This is a genomic window from Gordonia jacobaea, from assembly GCF_001186365.1.
GTDB lineage: Bacteria > Actinomycetota > Actinomycetes > Mycobacteriales > Mycobacteriaceae > Gordonia > Gordonia jacobaea.
Window position 1 is genome coordinate 162,151 of the sequence record NZ_LDTZ01000018.1, and the last position, 21,436, is coordinate 183,586.

The following is a 21,436-nucleotide window of genomic DNA, read 5'->3' on the forward strand; positions in this document are numbered from 1 at the left end:
GCCACGAGCGCCGCAATCGCGGAGCTCGTGGCTTGTTCGATTGTCTCGCCCGATTGACCTGTCCTACACCGAAGGTCTTAATCCGTCTGACTGACGCAGATCAGCTCGACGGTGGCCAGCTGCTCGACGGACCGTCGTTTGCCGCCGTAGTGGTGGTCGTGGTCGTCGTCGGCGGCTTGGTTGTGGTCGTCGGGGTCTGGCTGGTCTCAGGCGGAGTCGTCTGAGGCGACGTCGTCTCGGGCTTTGTCTGACTCGTGAGCGGGTCGGTCGGCTGTTGCGGCTCCGACGTTCGCGCCTGGGAGGTATCGACGTTTCCGCCGTTCGGCGACGTTGCCGAGGTACCGCTGCGCACGGTTGTCCCGGTGTCGGCTCGCAGGCGTCCGATCCACTCGTCCATGTGTGAGCGGGTGTCTGAGTCGCGAACCGGCCCCATCGAATTCTCTGCCTGCGAGATCAACGATTCGGCGGCAGGCGTGTTGCCTGCGGCGAGTTCGGCTTCGGCCTTCTCGAGGTTCGAACGCACGTCGTATGCGGCTTGCGTTTCCGATGCAGCCTGCGCGAACACGACCTTCTTGACGTTCCACAGCGGGTCGCCCGGTTCGGAACCCTGCGACATCACGGTGAGCCCTGCTGCCGCGACGATGGCAACTGCTGCGGCCCCGGCGACGATACGCAGGGTGCGCACCACGGTACGGGTCCGAGCCCTCGGACGTTCCGCAGCGATCGCGTTCTCGACGTCGGCGACAGTCGGGCCGAGCGGCAGCGGATCGGCTAGCGACTCGTGGCGCCACGCGGAGAGCAGACCCGCGAGCTCGTACTCGGCGTCATCGCGCGTCGGCGTCGGAACGTCGTGCGACAGTGCGTCGATGAACGCGTCGTCGAATTGGACCGCGGAGATGTCCACGGGCGTGTCGTCGGGAGTCGACCACTCCCCTGTGGGATTTCTGTACGCACCAGTTCCGGTGTCATGCATGCCCCCCGACTGCCGCCGACCCGGCACGGAGCGACCACGATGCGACTCATGCTCGTCGTTCATCATGTCCTCCCGCCTTTCTCAGCTGTTCCTTCAACTTGGCCAAAGCTCGGTGTTGCGCGACGCGAACCGCACCGGGGGTGCTTCCCACGGCTTCCGCGGTCTCCTCAGCGGACAGTCCGACGACCAGACGCAGGATGAGCACTTCGCGTTGCTTCTCCGGAATCAACGCGAGAAGTGCTTTCATCTCACGGCTGGCGTCGGCGTCGAGTGCGCTCTGCTCTGGTCCTCCAGTGACCTGGACGACCTCGGGGAGCTGCTCGACGGGGTCAGCCTTCACACGACCGGCGACGCGCATGGCGTCAGCTACCTTGTGCGAGGCAATGCCGTACACAAAGGCCATGAACGGTCGCCCCTGGTCTTGATACCGGGGCAGCGCGGTCATGACAGCCATAAGGGCCTCCTGCGCCACGTCGTCAGCGGAGAACAAATGGCGTTCTCCGACACCGATTCGCCCTCGGCAGTAGCGCACGATCGGTTCCTGCACACTTTCGAGGACTGACGTGAGTGCGACCCGGTCGCCCGACGCGGCTGCGCGGACGGCTTCGTCTAACTCAACACCTGTCAGTTTCATCGTCAGTTGAGATTCCCGTGTTACACGTTTGTGTTGCCTGATCAATCGGGTCGTGATGGATCTACGAGCGGCCGGCGAACGGCATCCCCCGATCCACAAGCATGTCATGCGACGCGTTGATGCTTGCAATCGTTGTATCCGACGTGTCGCCGAGGCCTTGCAGCAAAGACAACGACGCCCAGGTCAGAGGTAAAAATCCACCTGCCTGCGCGCGCCGAAGACATGCCCTCGCGACGGTGAGCGCGTCGGATGTATCGATCGCGGACGCCGCGGCGATGAGATCTGTCTTGATGTGATGACGCTCATGATTCGCCGAGACCGAGGCCATCATTTTTTGGGCCTCACCGATAAGTCGACGCGCCCGGTCTGCGTCGCCGGTGTAGATGGCCAGCTCAGCACCGACCCATCGCTCCCGCACGCGCGGGCGGACCTCGGTGACGAAAGTCGTCCACGCGTCGGAGCCCGCTTCCTCGACGTCGCGGCCATCGTGCAGCTCTCGCGCCCGGATGAGCAGCCGAGCCGAGGCCGAGAATCGGAACAGACCCAGATTGTCGGCCGCGAGGCCTACGACGGCGTCGTGCGCGGCAACGCGAACCCACGGATCTGTGGAGCCGAAGGGATCATCGAGTTCAGCCAGCGCCGCGGCGTCGAACCCGACGGCGAGGTCGTGTCGACCCGACTGTCGGTGTAGTGAGGCCGTGGTACTGAACGCCAAGGAGATCACCTCTCTGGCGTCGACCGCTCTGGCGTGCGCACGAAGCCGGTCGAGCATGGTCAGCGCTGCGGCCCCGTCGCCAAGCCCTCCTCGTACGACGGCCGCCCACCATTGCTGTCGCAGCGAATTCAACACAATCTCGTGGTCCACATCACTTCCATCGTCTCCGTTTTCCTGAATTTAACCTGTTGTCACAATTCTTTAATTCGACGCCAACGTCACGTACGCATGATGAGAACATTTCCTTCGTGTTACTCGGCGTTCTCGGCCCCGCACGCGCCTACGATCGCACTTTCGCTCGAAGAGAGCGAAATCAATCCGCATCCATGCAGGTCACGGCATGTCATCGGACCCTGACGAGGGTCTCCGCAGGTGGCAGGGTCGGCCTGTGCTAGCCCAGGCCAACCACACAACATTTCGTTAACAACGATGGAATTTTTTGAACGATCTTGTCCTCAAGAGGCACTATTGACGCTGTTTCCGTCGTCCGCCTAGTGTTTGCGATGCACAGCCGATAGCGGCGATGCGCCAGTGTGGTTCCGCCGGTCTCGCGGCCGACGGAGCAGTGCAGCGGTACCTCGAGAATCAAAGGAGTTCGTGCCATGCCTCAGCCAAATCACCTCCCCGGACCTAATGCCGATATCTGGGATTGGCAAATGCAAGGCCTATGTCGCGGCGTCGACTCCTCTATGTTCTTTCATCCCGATGGCGAGCGCGGCCGGGCACGAGCTCAGAGAGAGCGTCGCGCAAAAGAAATGTGCCACCAGTGCCCGGTGATCGCGCATTGCCGTGAGCACGCTCTCGCAGTCGCTGAGCCGTACGGGATCTGGGGCGGACTCTCGGAGTCCGAACGCAGCATGCTGATGAAGCGCGGCGTCGGACGTCGCATCGCGAGCTGACCGAGCACTCACACACAGCAGACGACAAGACCACAAAGAAGCCCGGGCCGACCATCTGGTCGGCCCGGGCTCCTTTTTGCCTCTTGCAGTTGTGTCACATGCGGTCAGAGATCAGACCGCGAGCACCGCTCGGTCAGTGTGCGTGCCCGTGACCGTGATCTGCGGCCGCACCGGCGGGCTCGTCGGCAACCGCGGCCTCGGTGGTCAGCACCATCCGCGATGCCGACGCCGCGTTCACGACGGCCGACCTCGTCACCTTGACCGGGTCGATGATGCCGTCTGCCAGCAGGTCACCGTACGAGAGTGTCGCGGCGTTGAAGCCGTGACCGGTCTCCTGGCGTGCGACCTTGTCGACAACCACGGCACCGTCGACGCCCGCGTTGCTGGCGATCCAGTACAGCGGCGAACGCACGGCGTCGCGAACGACCCGGACGCCGAGCGCCTCGTCCTGGCCGAGTCCCTCGGCGAGAGAATCAAGCACCTTCGACGCCTGCACGAGCGCAGACCCACCACCGGGGATGATGCCCTCCTCGACAGCAGCCTTGGCTGCGGCGACCGCATCCTCGACGCGGTGCTTGCGCTCCTTGAGTGCTGTCTCGGTCGGCGCGCCGACGCGAATCACCGCGATGCCGCCGGAGAGCTTCGCCAACCGCTCGGCGAGCTTCTCGCGGTCCCAGTCGGAGTCGCTGTTGTCGATCTCGCGTCGGATCTGGTCGGCACGTGCGGCGACGGCCTCCTTCGAACCGCCACCCTCGACGAGGGTGGTGGTGTCCTTGGTGACGACAGCGCGACGCACCGTGCCGAGCTGATCGAGCTCGGTCGTCGACAGCGAGAGTCCGATGTCGGTCGAGATCACGGTGCCACCGGTGACGACAGCGAGGTCGTCGAGGAACGCCTTGCGACGATCACCGAAGAACGGCGCCTTGACCGCGACGGCCTTGATGGTCTTGCGGATCGAGTTGACCACCAGCGTCGAGAGCGGCTCGCCCTCGACGTCTTCGGCAATGATCAGCAGCGATTTGCCAGACTGCGCGACCTTCTCCAGCAACGGGAGGAAATCGGGCAGCGAGCTGATCTTCTCGCGGTAGAGGAGCACGTAGGCGTCCTCGAGGACCGCTTCCTGGCTGTCGGGATCGGTCATGAAGTAGGGCGAGAGGTAGCCCTTGTCGAACTGCACGCCCTCGGTGACGACCAGTTCGGTGTGCAGTCCCGATCCCTCTTCGACGGTGACGACGCCGTCGGTGCCGACCGTCGCCATCGCCTTGCCGACCATCTCGCCGACCTCGGGGTCACGCGAGCTGACGGTGGCGACCTGGGCGATCGCCTTCTCGCCCTCGACGGGCGTTGCGACGCGGACCAGTTCGTCGTTGATCGCGTCGGCGGCCTTCGAGATACCCGCACCGAGCGAGACGGGGCTCGCGCCCGCTGCGACGTTGCGCAGACCTTCGCTGACGATCGCCTGCGCGAGAACGGTTGCGGTGGTCGTGCCGTCGCCTGCGACGTCGTTCGTCTTCGTGGCGACCGACTTCACCAACTGAGCGCCCATGTTCTCGAACGGGTCCTCGAGTTCGATGTCGCGTGCGATCGTCACGCCGTCATTGGTGACCGACGGTCCGCCGAACGCCTTGGACAGCACCACATGTCGCCCACGTGGGCCGAGTGTCACCTTGACCGTGTCAGCGAGCTGATCGATACCGCGCTCGAGTGAGCGACGGGCCTTCTCGTCGAATTCGATCTGTTTGGCCATGACTTCCTTCTTGAGTGCCTTCTACTGGGGAAATGAATGGGGGCACAACGTAGTCCGCCCCGGGGTCTGCGTACAGACCCCGGGGCGGAACGACCACACGTTGGTCCGTGGGGTCTTACTTGCCGATCACCGCGAGCACGTCGCGGGACGAGAGGATCAGGTACTCCTCGCCGGCATACTTGATTTCGGTGCCGCCGTACTTGCTGTAGATGACGGTGTCGCCTTCTTTGACGTCGACAGGGACGCGGTTGCCCTGCTCGGTGACACGCCCTTCGCCGACGGCGATGACGGTGCCCTCCTGGGGCTTCTCCTTGGCGGTATCCGGGATGACCAGACCGGATGCGGTGGTCGTCTCGGCCTCCACAGCCTGCACCAGGATCTTGTCCTCAAGCGGCTTGATGTTCACGCTCGCCACGATGTGAGTCCTCAACTTTCTCATCCGAGAAACGATGTATGTGTTTGCGGGCCCTGCACGAAACCTCGTCGTCGCGGGTGGCCGAGGTTCACTTTCAGTGCCTACTGGCACTCTATACGTGAGAGTGCCAGCACTCAAGGGGCACGGGTGCAAACGTCTCCCCTACGCGGCTCAGGCACCGACCGGGAGGCGTCGCGACCACCACGATGCCACGAGTGCTCCGAACAATCCGACCACCGCGAGCGCACTGACCACCCAGATCGCCATCGACATACCGCCCAACAACTGACCGGGCTGCTGCGTGACGCCCGAACTGGCCAGAATGGCGGTGATGATCGCCAGCATCACTGCGCCGCCAACCTGGACGCTGGTGTTGACCAGACCGGACGCCAAACCCTGCTCGTGGTCGGCGACGCCAGCGGTGCCCTGTGAGTTGATCGACGGGAACGTCAGCGCAAACCCGACGCCCAACAGAATGATGGTCGGCAGCAGGAACTCGGCGTACGACATGCCCGGCTGGACACGGGAGAACCACAGGTAACCGCCGAGGAATGACGCGAAGCCGGCCACGAGCAGAAGCGGCGTCGGAACCCTGTCGAGGACACGATCCATCCGTGTCGCACTCGCGACAACGATCACGCCTGCCGGCAGAAAGGCGAGCGCCATTCCCAGCGGCGACCAACCCAACGAGTCCTGCAGATACAGCGTCACGACGAACTGGAACGCGACGTAGCCGCCGAACATCAGCGCACCGGAGAGGTTCGCGTGGACCAGCAACGCCGACCTCAGAATTCCCGGACGCACCAGCGGGTGTCGGTGACGAAGTTCAACAGCGACGAACGCGACGCCCAGGATTGCCGACGCGGCGAAACTCGCGATCGTGACGGGTGCGGTCCACCCGACCTCGGGAGCGCGCACGACCGCGAAGACGAGCAGCAGCAGTGCACCGGTGCTGGTCAGAGCGCCCAACGCGTCGAACTGTCGCCAGTGCATGGGTGTGCGCGGCGCGGTCGGGATCACGCGCAGCCCCGCGAAGAGCAACGCAAGCGCGACGGGACCCGGGAACAGAAGCGTTGCGCGCCAGGAGAGTTCGGTCAGCAGACCACCGAAGACCAGGCCGAGCGAGAAGCCACTCGCTCCGCACACGGTGTAGATACTGAATGCCTTGTTGCGGGCGGGCCCCTCGGCGAACGTCGTCGTGATGATCGACAAGCCTGCGGGCACGGTGAACGCCGCGGCGATCCCCTTGATGAAACGCAGAGCGATGATGACCGCATTGATGTCGACGACGGCGCTTGCGACAGACGCGACGCCGAACACGCCCAGTGCCACCAGGAACACCCTGCGGCGACCGAACAAGTCGCTTGCACGCCCGCCCAGCAACAGCAGGCCGCCGTAGCCCAGGACATATCCGCTCACGATCCACTGCAATTGCGACTGACCCATGTGGAGGTCCTCGCCGATCGACGGCAGTGCGACGCCGACCATCGAGATGTCCAGGCCGTCGAGGAAGAGCGCTCCCGCCAGAACCACCAGCAGCAGCCACACCTTCCCGGTCCACCCTGTCGCGGAGGTGATGTGGGGGGAGGTGATGTGAAGGTCCGATGACGGTTCGGGAGCCGCCTGATTGATGTCGTGTGCCCGATCGTCGACGCTCGACGACTCGGACCGATGCGCGATGACCACGTCTCGTGTGTTGTGTGCCATGCGAGGAACTATATGCATGTGCATTCAATGCGTCTACATTAATTGTTATCACATCTTTTGCTGAAGCATATATTGCAGTTGCAGGGTAGGATGCGGTGCATGACTAAGGCGGTGACTTCTGAGGACCAGTTGGCTGCCGCGTGGCGAGATCTGTCGATCCGCTACAACAAGGTCCTGTGCAGTCTCGACCGTGAGCTGCAGGCCAAGCACGGACTCTCATCGAGCGAGTTCGAGGTACTCGAGCTGCTCGCGGAGGCCGACGACCATCAAGCCCGGATGAGCGAGCTGGCAAGCCGAGTGCATCTGAGCCAGAGCGCACTCTCCCGAGTTGTCGGCCGACTGGAGAAGGACGGGCTGGTTGTCCGCACGATGTGTTCCTCGGACCGACGCTCGGTTTTCGCCACCCTGACCGCCTCGGGCGAGCAGCGGTATGCGCAGGCACGCCCGACGCAGCGCGAGACCCTCGCGTCGCTCACGGATGGGTGCCCGCAACTGTTGCGCGAGGGCTGATCAGCGTTCTTGCGACACCTGCACACTCAGCCCCGGGTCGGTGGCCACGGTCAGCGGTGACGGTTGCGCGCCGCCCGCAATGACGTGCGCGCCCAGCGTGGCGATCATGACGCCGTTGTCGGTACACAGGCGCGGCTTCGGCACGCGCAGCGTGATTCCGGCTGCGGCACAACGTTCTTGCGCCAGCGACCGAATCCGGGAGTTGGCCGTCGCACCGCCGCCGAGCACCAGGGTGTCGACGCCGAGGTCCGTGCACGCGCGAACCGCCTTTAGTGTCAACACATCTGCCACGGCTTCCTGAAACGACGCCGCGATATCGGCGACCGGGACGTCGACGCCATCGCGGCGGCACTTCTCGACGTAGCGTGCCACCGCCGTCTTCACCCCCGAGAACGAGAAGTCGTAGCGGGCGTCACGCGGCCCCGTCATGCCTCTCGGGAACTCGATCGCGTGCGGGTCACCCTGTGCCGCAGCCTTATCCAGTTCGGGACCGCCCGGGAAGCCGAGGTCGAGCAGGCGCGCCACCTTGTCGAAGGCTTCCCCGGCGGCATCGTCGACCGTGGTGCCGAGTTCGACGATGGGGTCGGCGAGATCGGTGACGTGCAGGAGATGGGTGTGGCCACCCGAGACGAGGAGCGCGACGCATTCGGGCATCGGCCCGTGTTCGAGTGTGTCGACGGCGACGTGCCCGCCGAGATGATTCATCGCGTACAGCGGTACATCCCACGCCAGCGAATACGCCTTGGCGGCAGCAACTCCGACGAGCAGCGCGCCTGCGAGGCCAGGCCCGATGGTGACGGCGATGGCATCCGGCTTGTCGATCCCCGCAGCTTCGCGCGCCCGCTGCATGGCAGGCACGATCGCTTCGAGGTGCGCACGCGAGGCGATTTCGGGCACCACTCCCCCGAAGCGTGCGTGCTCGTCGACACTCGATGCCACCTCGTCGGCCAGCAGCGTGACCTCGCCGGGCCCGTCACCTTCACCCGGCGTCCACTCGACGATCCCGACTCCGGTTTCGTCGCACGAACTCTCCACGCCCATCACGATCATGTGGGATCACCTCCACGCCCCGACACCGAGGGCCGCGCCATCGTGTAGGCGTCGGCGCCGGAGGGCTGATAGTAGTTGCGGCGCACACCACGTCGGACGAAGCCGTTGCGTTCGTACAGCGCGATCGCGGTGTCGTTGTCGGTCCTGACCTCTAGGTAGACCGGGGCGTCCGCGGCATCGGCGACGTCGAGCATCACGTCGAGCAGTGCGCGTCCGTAGCCGAGACCACGATGACTCGGTGCGACGGCGATGGTATGGATCTCGCACTCGAAGTTGCCCTCGCCGCCCAGTGTCGAAATGCCCGCGTATCCGACGACTTCGCCACCGGGCGTCTCGCGCGCCGCGAAGTACCGGTTGTACGGCGCGTTGAGCTCGGCACGGAATGCGGTTGCGGGCCATGGCGAATCGCCGACGAACATCTCGCGCTCGAGCATTGCGCACCGAGGGATGTCCGAATAATCGAGCCGGTCGATCAGCAATTCGTGGGTGGTCATTTCGGAGTCACCGCCTTGGCGCGCTGGTCTTTTCGTTCGACGGCATCCGGGCGTCGGAGATAGAGCGGGACGAGCGGTCCCGGCGCCGCGCCTGTCACGACGTCGTCCGCGCTTGCCAGGAGCAGGCCGCGCACCGTCGGCGTTGTCACCAGCGACGGCTCTCCCTGCCACCCGCACAGTTCGAGATGACTCGGCGAGCCTGCCGCGACGTCGACCGGCTGCGCCGCAAGCGATTCGGCTACCACCGCGGGTGCCGACACGTCGGGACCACTGAACCGCGCTCCATCGCGGTAACGCGCCCAGTACACCTCGCGGCGTCGCGCGTCGGTGACCACAGCCATCGACGATCCGGCCGGAAAGTGTTGCGCGGCGTCGGCGGCGATCGCGTCGAGCGAGCAGACCCCGTACACCGGAAGACCGAGCGCGTCGCCGAATCCGGCGCCGGTCGCCATACCGACCCGTAGACCAGTGAAAGGTCCTGGGCCACAACCGACCACGACAGCGTCGAGCCCGTCTCGGCGCACACCGGCCTCGTCGAGTGTCTCGGACATCAGCGTCGTCAGCACTTCCGCGTGACGCCGGTGGTCGGCCGTCGCACGGTCGGCCAACACACGCACACCACTACCGTCGACCGTCCCGACGCCGGTCACCACGACATCGGTCGCGGTGTCGATGACGAGCACCGTCATCTCATCCATCTATCCAACTCCATTGTGCGTGGCGGACATCGGTATCGGGATCGCGCTGCAAGCGCACCAGCAGGTGCCGGTCTGCGAGACGCTCCGCGACGCCTTCGCCCCATTCGACGACGACGACCGCGTCCGCGAGATCGGTGTCGAGGTCGAGCGCGTCGAGTTCGTCGAGTCCACCGAGGCGGTACGCGTCGACGTGCACCATCCCGGGACGGTCGGGTGAACCGGGTTTGTGTTCACGAGCGATGATGAAGGTCGGCGACGACACCCGGCCAACCACATCGAGACCGGCGGCGATACCGCGTGCCAGTGCCGTCTTACCCGCCCCGAGCAGCCCGTCGAGGATGACGACGTCGCCGGCCGAGAGGCCTTGTGCGAGTTCGGCTCCCAATGCCTCGGTATCGGCGACATCGGGCAGCTCACGAGTCTGGACATCATCGGTGCCGCTCATCGTCGCCTGCCCAACAACGGGATTCGACGACGCCGCGGCTGCGGGCGCGCTGCCCGCGACCGTTCGACGAGGTCGGCGATGGCGTCGGTCACCCGGTCGGGCTGCTCCATCAAGACCATGTGGCCTGCGCCGTCGACGATGTCGAGTCGGGAGTCGTCGCCGAGGTCGCCGAACATGTGCAGCGAGTTGGGCAGCGGTGTCATCTGGTCGGCGGTTCCACACACGACGGCTGTCGGGACGGCGGCGATGACCGGCAGGCCCATCGATTCGTCGTGGTGTTCCAACGCATTCAGGAAACTCACGACAGTGGAGATCGGCGTGTTCTGAATCATCTTCTCCACGGCCCGACCGAGTGCGGGGCTGTGAAAGTCGGGCCCGAAGCTTGCCGACACGAGGACCGGCTCGAGGACCAGCCTGGTGAGGTCGCGCCCGGCTTGGATCACGCGCGGGCTGTGTCGAACAGTCGCGCGGAACGCGTCGACGAGGGGGTTGCGCAGCCCGCGCGCGAGACCTGCCTCGGTCAGTCCACGTGCGGCGGTGGCGACGAGCGCGACGCCTGCCACGGGCCCGTCAGGACCGAAGAGCTCCGGGTGGCGTCGCGCGAGCGCCATGATCGACATGCCACCCATCGAATGTCCGCACAGCACAACAGGTCCCGACGGTGCGACGGTCCGCATCACGGCGGCGACGTCGTCGGAGAGTTGTGCGATCGTGCAGGTGTCGGGGGGCGCCGCGTCGGACTTCCCATGTCCGCGATGGTCGAAGAACACCAGTCGGATTCGCCGTTGCGCCCAGTGTTCGGCGAGGTCGAATCGTTGAAAGTGCCACGACGCCATACGAAGACTGAAGCCGTGCACGAACAGCACTGTCAGCTCCGGCTTCTCGCCAGGCGCGATGCCCCCGAGGTCGACGGTGCGCACTGCGAGCGCCAGCCCGTCGTCGGTGGTGACAGTCGACGGCTCGTCGGAGTAGATGGCGGTGAAATCGATTCCCGCATAGGGATCGTCGAGTGCGTCGACACGACGCCGAGCCAGCGCACGTCCGGCACCCGCGACGGCCAACCCGCCCAGCGCTCCGAGACCTCCGAGACCCGCCACGAGGCCAACCCGTTCGTACGGCTTCACTGGTGCCCCACGTTGCCGGCCACGGCTCCCCCACCGACGTACTGCCGATGCGCGCGAGCGCCGATGCCGGTGATGATCTCGTAGTCGATGGTGCCGATCTGATCGGCCCAGTCACGCGCGATGGGAGCGCCACGTGTTCCGGCGCCGAACAATTCGACGACGTCGCCCTCGGCGACCCCGCCTCCGTCTGGTCCGAGATCAATGACGAACTGGTCCATACATACTCGACCGACCTGCGGAAATCCCCGACCGTTGACCTGTACCCGCATCTGGTTGGACAGCAATCTCGGCACACCGTCGGCATAGCCTGCGGGGACGACAGCAATCACGGTGTCGCGATCCGACGTCCAGTGATGGTTGTACGAAACACCCTGCCCCGCAGCAAGATTCTTGACGAGAGCAACCTCGGCCCGCAACGTCATCGCCGGCACCAACCCGAAGTCGCCGCGCTGCGGAATCGGAGTGCATCCGTAGAGCGCGATACCTGGCCTGACCAGATCGCGAGCCAGGTCCGGACGTGTCAGTGCCGCAGGCGAATTGGCGATGTGCATCACCTCGGCGGGACTTCCGAGCCGCACGAGGTCAGCGGCAGCGGCATCGAGGCGTTCGGCCTGCTGCGAGTTCAGCGGATGCTCGGGTTCGTCGCCGCGCACGAGATGACACATGATCGCTCGGACCCGCACGGCCCCGTCGGCATTCGCTTTGGCCAGGTCGTCGGCGAAGTCGGCCCATTCGTCCACGGCGACGCCGCTGCGGTTGAGGCCCGTGTCGACCTTGGCGGTCACGGTGGCGGTTCGTCCCAGACGGCGCGCGGCGTCGGCGACCAGGGCGAGTTGGCGCCGCGACGACAGCGCGACGTCTATGTCGGCGCCGATCGCGGCGTCGAACGGTGCGTGGTTGGTGTGCAGCCACGCCGTGATGTGCGCGTCGATACCTGCCTCGCGCAGCGCGAGCGCCTCTGCGATGTGGGCGACCCCGAGTTCTGTGGCGCCCGCTGCCAGCGCGGCACGCGCAACAGGCTCGGCGCCGTGACCGTAGCCATTCGCTTTGACCACGGCGATCACGTCCGTACCGGCCGCCGCGCGGACGACACCCACGTTGTGGGCGATCGCGTCGAGGTCGATGAACGCCGTCAGCGCTGCGGGAAGGCCGGTCTCGGCAGCCACCGGCGCATCGGGCGTCGAATCATGTGAGGTCATCGCGACCATTGTCCCAGATCCGACGGAGTGGTCGGCGGCACACTCGAGCGATTCCCACCACGCAGGTGAGTAGTCTCCCGCATCCGCACGCGGCGACCGGCGAGTGAACTGGACCGTGGCGCTCACGCCAATCCCCCAACTCCCTGCTCACCGGAGGTTCCCGATGACATTCGTGCCCTACCACCCCAGTTCGTACCCGATGCCGAATGTCGGAGCCGCTCAGCCGAGCAAGGCTGCGCTCGCCTGGTCATTCGTGCTCAACGCGGTGTCGATCGGCGTCTTGCCGTTAGCCGGGCTCACGGGATTCTTCGGACTTCTCGCCGCCATCGGCGGCGCCGATGCCGGCAGCGACGCCGCGTATGTCGGAGTCACTCTGCTTGCGGTCACAGTGGGCCTCATCGTCGCTTCGGGCATCATGACGCTCGCGGCACTCGCGCTCACGTCATCTCGCAGACACGCCATCTCGGCGCGCCCTGGGTGATCGTCACGGCATGGGTGGTCACAGGCCTGAATCTGATCGGGCATGCAGTCCTTGCCTTCTACCTGAATTTCTAGCAAGGGCCGTCTTCAGCAAGCTCCCTGACCAGCCAGGGCTACGTACCCCTTCAGACAAGCAGTGTGCGCAGAGCTGGCCGGAGCCCAGCCAGCAGATTCGACGCACCGATCGGCGCTCCACCGCTGGCCAACGCCGCTGCCCGGGCGTGCACCCTCGCTGCAGCCGCACCCGCCCAGATGGGTGGCAGGCCCGCCGCCAGCAGTGCACCTGCGATGCCCGACAACACGTCTCCCGCTCCTGCTGTCGCCGCCCACGACGATTCCGCGTCGTTGCCGAACACCGTGCCGTCGGGCTCGGCGACCAGCGTGATGCGCCCCTTCAGCAGCACCGTCACACCCCAGCGCTGAGCGAGCCCGGCCACCGTCCCGAGGCGGTCAGCACCCACCTCCTCGCCGGTGAGGCGTGCGAATTCACCCGCATGCGGCGTCAGCAGTGTCGGCGCCTCGCGTCCACGTACCAGTTCTGGGTGCTGGGACAGGACGGTCAATCCATCCGCATCGACGAGAACCGGCAGCTCGGTGGCGAGGATCTTTCCCAGCAGATCGACGGCAGCGTCGTCTGTTCCTGCTCCCGGTCCGACGATCCACGCCTGCACACGACCGGCGTCGGCGAAGTCCGGTACCGCTACGACCTCCGGAAAGTGCTCGACCACCTCGGCGTGCGCCGACCCGACATACCGAGTCATCCCCGACGTCGCGGTCACCGCGGCTCCCGTGCACAGGATGCCCGCGCCCGGATACCGATGCGATCCCGCGATCACTCCGACGACACCCTGCGTGTACTTGTCGTCGTGCGGTCCGGGGACCGGCCAGGCGTCGGCGATCTCGGTATCGGTGAGTGCGTACAGCCTTGGCCGCGTCGGGGGCGTCGACACCAGCGGTGCACCCTCCGGGTCCTCGGCAAGACCGATGTCGACAAGCTCTACTCGCCCACATTGCGGTGCGGCGAGCAGATGCGCGTGTCGTCGTACGCCGAACGTGACCGTGACGTCGGCGCGGACGGCGGGCTGGTTGATCTGCCCTGTATCGGCGTCGACACCGGATGGAAGGTCGACGGCCACGATCGGTGTCAGCGGATCGACGGACGCGAAAACCGTTGCAGCGGCGGGCCGTAGCGGCCCGTGACCGCCTATCCCCACGACACCGTCGATGACGACGTCGAGCGAACTCGGGAGCGTTTCGACGACCCGACCACGTGCACGTCGAAGTGCCGCCAACCCACCGGCATGTGCCTTGTCGGGGGCGAGCAGCGTCGCGCTGACCGCGGCGCCGCGTCTGGCAAGTTCAGCGCCGGCGTAGAGGGCGTCGCCGCCATTGTCGCCTGCCCCGACCACGATCCCGACGGCCCGTCCCACCACACCGTTCGTGCGTTCGGCCAGAAGCGCGGCCACTGCCTGAGCCACGCCGTGCGAGGCGCGGCGCATCAGTGTGCCGTTGGTCAGCAGTTCCCCTGTCGCGCGTTCCTCGGCGCGGACGGCGTCGGCGGTGAGGTAGCTGACCGGCATCAGGACCTACTCGACGGTGACCGACTTGGCGAGGTTGCGCGGCTTGTCGACGTCGTAGCCGCGAGCCTGCGCGACGCTCGCCGCGAAGACCTGCAACGGGATGGTCGAGACCAGCGGCTGCAGCAGCGTCGGCGTTTTCGGGATCGGGATGAAGTGATCGGCGACGGCACGCGCGGAGTCGTCGTCGGCTTCGGCGATCACGATCGTCCGCGCGCCTCGCGCCTGGATCTCGCGGATGTTGCTGACCATCTTGGAGTGCAGCACCGCGCGACCGTCGGCCTGAGGCATCACGACGATGACCGGCAGTCCGTCTTCGATGAGTGCGATCGGGCCGTGCTTGAGCTCGCCGGCAGCGAATCCCTCCGCGTGCATGTAGGCGAGTTCCTTGAGCTTGAGCGCGCCCTCGAGCGCCACCGGATAGCCGACGTGGCGACCGATGAACAGCACAGTGCCGCGATCGGCGAGTGAACGGGCGAGATCGCGGACGGGCTCCATGGTGTCGAGCACCTCGCGAACCGCATCGACCATTGCTTCCATCGCACCGAACTCACGCGCGACCTCGTCGGCGTACTTTGTGCCCCTGGCCTGCGCCAACGCGAGTCCCACGAGATATGCCGCGGCGATCTGCGCGAGGAAGCACTTTGTCGACGCGACGCCGATCTCCGGTCCGGCGTGCGTGTAGAGCACGGCGTCGGACTCGCGCGGGATCTGCGCACCGTTGGTGTTGCAGATCGCCAAGACCCTGGCCTTTTGGTCCTTGGCGTGCCGCACCGCCTCGAGCGTGTCGGCCGTCTCGCCCGACTGGGAGATGGCGACGACGAGCGTCTGGCGGTCGAGGACCGGATCGCGGTACCGGAACTCGCTGGCCAACTCGACCTCGACGGGTAGGCGGGTCCAGTGCTCGATCGCGTACTTGGCGAGCATGCCCGCGTGATACGCGGTACCGCACGCCACGACGAAGACCTTGTCGACGTCGCGCAGGTCGCCGTCGGACAGGCGCTGCTCGTCGAGCACGATCCGGCCGTTCTCCAGATGCCCGAGCAGGGTGTCGGCGAGCGCGCGGGGCTGCTCGGCGATCTCCTTGAGCATGAAGTAGTCGTAGCCACCCTTCTCAGCGGCCGCGAGATCCCAGTCGATGTGGAACGGCTTGCCGGGGCGAGGGTTCTGGTCGAAGTCGGTGATCGTGTAGCTCTCGGCGGTGATCACGACGACCTCGTCCTGGCCGAGTTCGACGGCGTCGCGCGTGTGCTCGATGAATGCGGTGACGTCGGACGCGACGAACATCTCGTCCTTTCCGACACCGACGACCAGCGGCGTCGACCGACGCGCCGCGACGATCGTGTCGGGGTGATCGGAATGCGTGAAGACCAGCGTGAACGCACCGTCGAGTCGACGCAGGGCGGAGAACGCACTCGCGACGAAGTCGCCTGCGGTCGGGCCGGAGTTGTACTCACGCTCGACGAGATGCACCGCGGTCTCGGTGTCGGTGTCGGAGGTGAACTCGATGCCCGCGGCCTCGAGTTCGTCGCGCAGCGGAGCGTAGTTCTCGATGATCCCGTTGTGTACGACGGCGATCTTGCCGTCGGTGCTCACATGCGGGTGCGCGTTGCGATCGGTCGGCTGACCGTGCGTCGCCCACCGCGTGTGCCCCATTCCGGTCGTGCCCGTCAGGGCTTCTCGACCGACCGCGGCGATCTGTTTGTCCAGGTTCTCGAGACGGCCTGCCTTCTTCTCGACGGTCGTGTGACCGTGCCCGTCGAGAATGGCGACACCCGCCGAGTCATATCCGCGGTACTCCATTCGACGCAGCGCCTCGACAACGATGTCGAGGGCGTCTCGCCTGCCCACGTATCCGACAATTCCACACATAGATGTTCAGCGTACCGGGGTTTTTGCGAGCAATTGACGAGCCCCGCCGCCCGACTTGGCACCCAGCAATCGCGATACCGAATCGAGGCGCTCCTGCGGCGGTTCGTCGACGTCGACGACCATGGTCTTGCCAATCTGCGCCTCGGCGTCGGCGAAGCCCGCGTACTGGGGGTCGCCGGTGAGGGTGTACAGCAGAAATCCCGTGGTCATCGCACGTACGGTCGAATGAGACTTGCGGTCGACCGCAGCGAATCCGAGTAGCGACTTGACCGAGGGCCGCTCGACGATGCCCGCCCGAGTCGCCTTGGGGATGGTGCGCAATGACACATCGCCCGCATAATCACGAGCCAGCGCGAGCCCGTTGGCGTCGACGTTGTCGAGATCTCCGGCCCCGGTCAGCAGCAGACACGGAGCAGTTGCGGTCTTCGCGGCCTGCGGCAGCGCTTGCGTGGTCGGAGCCGGAAACAGTGCGACGACGCCGCGCACGTCCCGTGCTTCCTGCCCGAGTAGTTGCTGATCACCCGCGGCGATGACGGCCGCGGACGCACCGAAACCGTGCCCGACGAACCCGATGCGGTCTCGGTCGACGGTGATCTCTCCGGTGCCGAGCGAGTAATTGCTGACGATCGACGCCGCCGCGCGCATCTGTGCCGCCAGCGCGATGTCGGAGGCCATCACACGCTTCTGATCGTCGGGAGCCGCGACGACGATCCCCCACGACGCCAAGTGATAGAGCAGCGAGCGGTAGCGGTCGGCACCGGTGAGCCACCCGTGACCGAATGCGATAGCCGGATACCGACCGGCGTCAGCCGGCGTGAAGACGAGACCGGGCATTCCGACGATGCCGAGGTCGCCGCGCAACACCTTGTGCGGACCTCGTCGAGCAAGCTGCTTGGACAACTTGTCGGGAGACTTCGTGGAGACGCGCTTTTTCCGGGCCACGTTGCTCAGCCTATGTGGTCACACCGCCCGAAAGCGCCTCAGGGGGAGAATGCGGACTTGCGTCGGCCAGATCTGCGGGCAGCAGCAGCCGAGGCACCGCATCGGCCTCGTCGGCGTCGTCGACGAGTTGGTCGCGCATCCTGGCCGTCTGCGTTCCCGACCGTCGTCGATGCTCGGCCAGAGTCCTCGCCAACTCGGCCTGCGTTGCGGTGAACTCACGCGACGCGCCGACGATCGATTCGGTAGCGCCGCGAGCGATGGCGTCGATCTGATCCGCGAGGCTCATTGGTCTCCTGCCAGTGCCAGGTCTGCGCCCGAGTCGACGTCGTGGTGCGACGTCGCGGGCGGTTGGGCAGCGGGCGCCGTGTCGGTCGGGGCGGGGCTGTCGGGTTTTGCACCGTCGCTGTCGGGGTGAGCACCGTCGGGTTGCGGCAGGGTGAGCGGAACGTCGACGTTCTCGTGCTCGACGGTGCGATCGGACGGCTGGACTTCCCGCTCAGCACCACTGTCACTCCCATTGCCACTGCCACTGCCACCTTCGTCACGATCGCGTAGCACCGGCGGGTGGCCTGAGAGGTCAACCGACATCTGGTGCGGTGCAGGGTGATTCACGTCCGATCGGCCGTGTCCGCGATCGGGATACGTCTCGACATCCAGTCCCTCGGTCGCCCGGTTGAGCGTGTGGAGGATCTCGTCGAGCGTGCGGACCGTCGTGTCGGCGGTGTCGAGAAACAGGCGCACGCGCGAGGCGATGTCTGCCGCCACGAGCGAGAGCGGCACCGCCCCGGTGAGGACCGCTGCGGGCAACTCGGCGATCGGGACGCCCGCGATGATGGGACAGGAGCAACGCGCGACCGTGACGTACCAGGTCCGCAATAGTCGATCGATGCCCGACGCCGCACTGTTCGTCGACTCCGACACGGTGCGCAGCACACCGAGATCCGACTCTGCGCGACGCTGATGTGCGACGAGCAGCGCGGTCGTGGCGTCGCCCGATGCGCCCGACCACCCGTCGTCGAGCCTGATCTGCTGCTCGGGCAGCCAGTGCAGTTGATCGGCCACCGCGCGATGTGCTGCCGCGAGCCGATGCGCATCGTCGGCGAGTGCGGCGACGTCGAATTGTCCGATGCGCGCCAACGGTTCTCGCAGCTCGTCGTCGGCGGGAACGTCGACCCCGAGTGATCGGCCGACACCCATCAGCGAGATCAGGTCGTCGACGCTCGCGATCGCCTGCTCGCGTAGGACCGGCAGGCTGTCCAGCACCTCCCCCATCGCCCGCGTCACTCGCCCGCTCCAGCCCGGTTCACGGTCGCCGAATCGCCGTCAACGGTTCGGCGGATGACATGCGTGAGCTCGGCATCGGCGTCGTCGAGGCTGGTGATGCCGCGTTCGAGTGTGTCCGCGAGATCGGCCGCAGCGACGGATTGGGCCCGGAGTCGTTGTGCGAGATGGTTTCCCATCGCGATGTAGCGTTCTGCGAGGGTCGCGTACGCCTCGCCGGAACACCACGTACCGAAGGCGGCCGACTCCATGTCGGATGCGGCGGCGCCGACGACCAGCGACGCACGCCGATAGAACGAGACCACCCCGTGCACCTGATCGAGGTCGACGCGGAGACGCTCTCCCGCCGCCTGCGAACTCACTTCCGACACAGTCCCACCCCGTCTGCCGCCCGCGCTGTCGAGATAGCGCCGGGCACCTCGTCGGGCTGCCCGATATGCGGCTATCTACGTGTGGCGTTGAAGTCTAGACGGTGAGAATGCGCCGCGGGTTCCATGTTCGCCGAGATTTCTGAGCGCAGCCGAAGACTGCTCGGCAGCAGTCGCAGTCGACGAGCTCGCAGAACGCTACGACAAAGCGATTCCGTGCCGCTCCACGGCGTCGACCAGGGCTGTCGGGCGTTGCTGCGGCGGCACGTCGTGTACGAGCTCGAAGGCGCTGCCGATGCGCGTCGCCCCGCCGTCGGCTTCGGAGCTGTCCCCGATCATCAGGGCGTCGTAGCCGGCGACACCGAGCTCGTCGAGGGCGGCCTCGAAGATCCTCGGATTCGGCTTGATCGCGCCGACCTCGTAGGACAGTGCGTACGCGTCGACCAGATCGCGCAGACCCACGCGCTCGAGCACTTTGCGCACGTCGAAGGCGATGTTGCTGACGATGCCGACCGGAACACCCGCCGCCTTCAGGCCCCGCAGTACCGTCGCGGTGTCGTCGAACGGCTCCCACGACGCGGGGTCGAGCACCCGTTCATAGAGCGACTCCGCCTGGCCGGGAACCGACAGTCCCGATGCCCGCAGAATCGCCAGATATGCACGACGATGCTCGGCCGGATCGAGATCTCTTCTCTCCCAGGAGATCCGATCGTCGTCTTCGACGGCGGCGGGAAGTCCGACGGGCTGGGTCATCCGTCGGATGAGTTCCATCTGGTGGTCGAGGTGCAGCGGTTGACCGTTCTCGTCGTGGAGGTCGGCAAACCATTCGGGCTGGTCGGTGAAGCGGAACAGCGTCCCGGAGAAGTCGAAAAGGACTGCTTTGGGAGTGCCGCTCAACGTGTCACCGACGTCCCGACGCCAACCGCGCCGACGCGCCTGCTTCGGCGACGACCGACGCAATCCGCTCGGCGATGCCGTGTGCGAGCTCGGGAGTCGGTGCCTCGACCATGACGCGGACGAGTTGCTCGGTTCCCGAGGGGCGCAACAGAACTCGTCCTGTCGATCCCAACTCCTGCTCGGCCGCCTCGACGGCGTCGCGCACCGAGTCGGCGATCGCGACCGCGTGCTTGTCGGTGACTCGAACGTTGATGAGTTCCTGCGGCAGCACGGTGACGATCGACGCGAGTTCGGCCAGACGCTTGCCCGACCTGACGATCTGCCCCATCAGCAGCAACCCGGTGAGGATGCCGTCGCCGGTCGTTCCCGCCTGCGGGTAGACGATGTGACCGGACTGCTCACCACCGAGCGAATAGCCTCCGCGTCGCAGTTCCTCGAGCACGTATCGATCGCCAACAGCGGTGGTACGCACCTCGATTCCCGCTTCGCGCATGGCGATGTGCAGACCGAGGTTGCTCATGACGGTAGCGACCAGCACGTCGTCGACGAGTCGGCCGCGGGCATGCAGTGCGGTGGCCAGAATGGCCATGATCGCGTCGCCGTCGACCAGTTGTCCGGTCGAGTCGACTGCGAGGCAGCGGTCGGCGTCGCCGTCGAACGCGATGCCGAGGTCTGCGCCGTGCTCCAGCACTGCCGCCTGCAACTTCTCCATGTGCGTCGAGCCGCAGTCGGCGTTGATGTTGATGCCGTCGGGTTCGGCGTGGATGGTGGTGACGGTGGCACCAGCGCTGGCGAACACTTGCGGACCCACTTGTGCCGCAGCACCATTCGCGCAATCGACGACGACGTTGAGTCCGTCGAGTCGCGCGTCGATGGCTGCGGCGAGATGCGCTGCGTAGCGAGCACCGGCGTCGGGCGCCTCGCGCAGACGGCCAACGCCCGCACCGGTGGGATGGGGAACGTCGCCGGAGGTCATCACGGCTTCGATCCGGTCCTCGACGTCGTCGTCGAGCTTGTGCCCGCCCGCGCCGAAGAATTTGATGCCGTTGTCGGGCATCGGATTGTGCGACGCCGAGATCATCACACCGAACGTCGCGTCGTAGTCGCCGGTCAGGAAGGCGACGGCGGGCGTCGGCAGCACGCCGACGCGGATGGCGTCGGCGCCGACCGAGGCGAGTCCGGCACAGACCGCGGCTTCGAGCATCTCGCTCGACGCGCGCGGATCACGACCGACGACCACCTGGGGCCGAAAGCCCGTGGTGCTGTCGCCGGCTGATGCGGTGTCGCCGGTTGTGGAAAGGTCTCCGAGAACGACCGCGGCGGCCGAGGCCAGGCGCAACGCCAACTCTGCGGTGAGTTGGTCGTTGGCCAGGCCTCGGACGCCGTCGGTACCGAAAAGGCGTGCCAAG

23 protein-coding genes are annotated in these 21,436 nt (G+C 66.2%); 3 read left to right on the forward strand and 20 right to left on the reverse strand.

Annotated features, from left to right (window positions below; genetic code table 11):
* Positions 1–100: 100 nt before the first annotated feature.
* The 3 genes from ABW18_RS14090 to ABW18_RS14100 form a co-directional block, all read right to left on the reverse strand.
* Positions 101–1,036: an anti-sigma-D factor RsdA gene (locus ABW18_RS14090; RefSeq protein WP_083444408.1), complete on the reverse strand. Its 936-nt coding sequence runs from the start codon at positions 1,034–1,036 to the stop codon at positions 101–103.
* Entirely contained in the window at positions 1,020–1,607 is a 588-nt protein-coding gene (locus ABW18_RS14095; protein ID WP_005207924.1) for a sigma-70 family RNA polymerase sigma factor, read from the reverse strand. The genes ABW18_RS14090 and ABW18_RS14095 overlap by 17 nt, the downstream gene beginning before the upstream one ends.
* 61 nt (positions 1,608–1,668) lie before the next feature.
* Entirely contained in the window at positions 1,669–2,472 is an 804-nt protein-coding gene (locus ABW18_RS14100) for a hypothetical protein (RefSeq protein WP_049699607.1), read from the reverse strand.
* A 452-nt stretch (positions 2,473–2,924) separates the two neighbouring features.
* Here ABW18_RS14100 and ABW18_RS14105 point away from each other — a divergent pair, with 452 nt between their 5' ends.
* A complete protein-coding gene (locus tag ABW18_RS14105) occupies positions 2,925–3,221 on the forward strand; it encodes a WhiB family transcriptional regulator (RefSeq protein WP_005174148.1) in 297 nt (98 codons plus the stop codon).
* Between the two features lie 133 nt (positions 3,222–3,354).
* Here the strand turns inward: ABW18_RS14105 and groL are convergent, their stop codons facing one another.
* The 3 genes from groL to ABW18_RS14120 form a co-directional block, all read right to left on the reverse strand.
* A complete protein-coding gene (gene groL / locus ABW18_RS14110; protein ID WP_049699608.1) occupies positions 3,355–4,968 on the reverse strand; it encodes a chaperonin GroEL in 1,614 nt (537 codons plus the stop codon).
* Between the two features lie 115 nt (positions 4,969–5,083).
* Positions 5,084–5,383, reverse strand: a complete 300-nt coding sequence (gene groES, locus ABW18_RS14115; protein WP_005174150.1) for a co-chaperone GroES — start codon at positions 5,381–5,383, stop codon at positions 5,084–5,086.
* A gap of 171 nt (positions 5,384–5,554) precedes the next feature.
* Positions 5,555–7,090: an MFS transporter gene (locus ABW18_RS14120; RefSeq protein ID WP_235434390.1), complete on the reverse strand. Its 1,536-nt coding sequence runs from the start codon at positions 7,088–7,090 to the stop codon at positions 5,555–5,557.
* Positions 7,091–7,189: 99 nt separating this feature from the next.
* Between ABW18_RS14120 and ABW18_RS14125 the strand changes: the two genes are divergently transcribed.
* Positions 7,190–7,600: a MarR family winged helix-turn-helix transcriptional regulator gene (locus tag ABW18_RS14125; RefSeq protein ID WP_049699808.1), complete on the forward strand. Its 411-nt coding sequence runs from the start codon at positions 7,190–7,192 to the stop codon at positions 7,598–7,600.
* On the opposite strand, the gene tsaD is transcribed toward ABW18_RS14125, so the two are convergent.
* From tsaD to alr, 6 genes are read right to left on the reverse strand one after another with little or no spacing between them, the layout of a single operon-like run.
* Complete coding sequence (gene tsaD, locus ABW18_RS14130) at positions 7,601–8,650, reverse strand: tRNA (adenosine(37)-N6)-threonylcarbamoyltransferase complex transferase subunit TsaD (protein ID WP_049699610.1); 1,050 nt, start codon at positions 8,648–8,650, stop codon at positions 7,601–7,603.
* On the reverse strand, positions 8,647–9,144 hold the full coding sequence (gene rimI / locus ABW18_RS14135; RefSeq protein ID WP_049699611.1) for a ribosomal protein S18-alanine N-acetyltransferase: 498 nt from the start codon (positions 9,142–9,144) through the stop codon (positions 8,647–8,649). The genes tsaD and rimI overlap by 4 nt, the downstream gene beginning before the upstream one ends.
* Positions 9,141–9,842, reverse strand: coding sequence for a tRNA (adenosine(37)-N6)-threonylcarbamoyltransferase complex dimerization subunit type 1 TsaB (gene tsaB, locus ABW18_RS14140; protein ID WP_049699612.1), 702 nt, complete (start codon positions 9,840–9,842; stop codon positions 9,141–9,143). Before tsaB ends, rimI begins: the two co-directional genes overlap by 4 nt.
* On the reverse strand, positions 9,835–10,287 hold the full coding sequence (gene tsaE, locus ABW18_RS14145; protein WP_049699613.1) for a tRNA (adenosine(37)-N6)-threonylcarbamoyltransferase complex ATPase subunit type 1 TsaE: 453 nt from the start codon (positions 10,285–10,287) through the stop codon (positions 9,835–9,837). Before tsaE ends, tsaB begins: the two co-directional genes overlap by 8 nt.
* Positions 10,284–11,411 carry an alpha/beta fold hydrolase gene (locus ABW18_RS14150; RefSeq protein ID WP_049699614.1) on the reverse strand — a complete coding sequence of 376 codons (1,128 nt, stop codon included), beginning with the start codon at positions 11,409–11,411 and terminating at the stop codon, positions 10,284–10,286. Before ABW18_RS14150 ends, tsaE begins: the two co-directional genes overlap by 4 nt.
* The gene (gene alr / locus ABW18_RS14155; RefSeq protein ID WP_049699809.1) at positions 11,408–12,610 is read right to left on the reverse strand and encodes an alanine racemase; all 1,203 of its coding nucleotides are present in this window, start codon (positions 12,608–12,610) and stop codon (positions 11,408–11,410) included. Before alr ends, ABW18_RS14150 begins: the two co-directional genes overlap by 4 nt.
* Positions 12,611–12,773: 163 nt before the next feature.
* Between alr and ABW18_RS14160 the strand changes: the two genes are divergently transcribed.
* Positions 12,774–13,091 (forward strand): hypothetical protein, encoded by a 318-nt coding sequence (locus ABW18_RS14160; protein WP_152930094.1) that lies wholly within the window; start codon positions 12,774–12,776, stop codon positions 13,089–13,091.
* 124 nt (positions 13,092–13,215) lie between these two features.
* Here the strand turns inward: ABW18_RS14160 and ABW18_RS14165 are convergent, their stop codons facing one another.
* The 8 genes from ABW18_RS14165 to glmM all read right to left on the reverse strand — a co-directional run bounded on the left by ABW18_RS14165 (position 13,216) and on the right by glmM (position 21,435).
* Complete coding sequence (locus ABW18_RS14165; protein ID WP_049699616.1) at positions 13,216–14,670, reverse strand: bifunctional ADP-dependent NAD(P)H-hydrate dehydratase/NAD(P)H-hydrate epimerase; 1,455 nt, start codon at positions 14,668–14,670, stop codon at positions 13,216–13,218.
* A 6-nt stretch (positions 14,671–14,676) separates the two neighbouring features.
* A complete protein-coding gene (gene glmS / locus ABW18_RS14170; protein WP_049699617.1) occupies positions 14,677–16,539 on the reverse strand; it encodes a glutamine--fructose-6-phosphate transaminase (isomerizing) in 1,863 nt (620 codons plus the stop codon).
* A gap of 6 nt (positions 16,540–16,545) precedes the next feature.
* Positions 16,546–17,481 carry a dienelactone hydrolase family protein gene (locus ABW18_RS14175; RefSeq protein WP_049699618.1) on the reverse strand — a complete coding sequence of 312 codons (936 nt, stop codon included), beginning with the start codon at positions 17,479–17,481 and terminating at the stop codon, positions 16,546–16,548.
* 10 nt (positions 17,482–17,491) lie between these two features.
* Positions 17,492–17,767 (reverse strand): hypothetical protein, encoded by a 276-nt coding sequence (locus ABW18_RS14180; protein ID WP_049699619.1) that lies wholly within the window; start codon positions 17,765–17,767, stop codon positions 17,492–17,494.
* Positions 17,764–18,765 (reverse strand): hypothetical protein, encoded by a 1,002-nt coding sequence (locus ABW18_RS14185; protein WP_053117476.1) that lies wholly within the window; start codon positions 18,763–18,765, stop codon positions 17,764–17,766. Before ABW18_RS14185 ends, ABW18_RS14180 begins: the two co-directional genes overlap by 4 nt.
* Positions 18,762–19,124, reverse strand: coding sequence for a hypothetical protein (locus ABW18_RS14190; RefSeq protein ID WP_235434391.1), 363 nt, complete (start codon positions 19,122–19,124; stop codon positions 18,762–18,764). The genes ABW18_RS14185 and ABW18_RS14190 overlap by 4 nt, the downstream gene beginning before the upstream one ends.
* A 204-nt stretch (positions 19,125–19,328) precedes the next feature.
* A complete protein-coding gene (locus tag ABW18_RS14195; RefSeq protein ID WP_049699810.1) occupies positions 19,329–20,027 on the reverse strand; it encodes an HAD family hydrolase in 699 nt (232 codons plus the stop codon).
* A gap of 4 nt (positions 20,028–20,031) precedes the next feature.
* Positions 20,032–21,435: a phosphoglucosamine mutase gene (gene glmM, locus ABW18_RS14200; protein ID WP_049699622.1), complete on the reverse strand. Its 1,404-nt coding sequence runs from the start codon at positions 21,433–21,435 to the stop codon at positions 20,032–20,034.
* Position 21,436 lies beyond the last annotated feature (1 nt).